Here is a 388-nt window from a genome sequence, read left to right on the forward strand (position 1 = left end):
GATTGAGCTTTGCGAGGTTGTACTCCCACACCCTCTTCTCAAACTGAACCGCTATCGCTTCCTTGTCATTCAAGAACTCGCGGACGAGGCGACTTTTCCCGATTCTTCTCCTCCCCGTGACGAGAACGAGCGTGAAGCCCGTTTTCTCGTAAAGTTCGTTGAGCGTTTTGAGTTCCCGCTCCCTGTCTACAAATTTTCGAATCTTCATAATATAATTACAGGTCGAAACTTGATAAAAAGGTTTTGTTGGGGCGTTAATTCACGAAAACACTTTCATTTACGTTAACGCATCTGTTTGCTCAAAATGTTTAAATACCCGTTTCTGTCCCTTATACCGGTGGTCTCTATGAGGAAGGCGATTTTCCCGTTGATAGGGCTCCTTATACTC

1 protein-coding gene is annotated in these 388 nt (G+C 44.8%); it reads right to left on the reverse strand.

All coding sequences use genetic code 11. From position 1 onward, the window contains the following. On the reverse strand, positions 1-208 hold a 208-nt coding region (locus E3E36_RS12690), incomplete at its 3' end, for an ATP-binding protein (protein ID WP_167895670.1). Positions 209-388 lie beyond the last annotated feature (180 nt).

It is taken from the genome of Thermococcus sp. M36 (assembly GCF_012027355.1).
Lineage (GTDB): Archaea > Methanobacteriota_B > Thermococci > Thermococcales > Thermococcaceae > Thermococcus.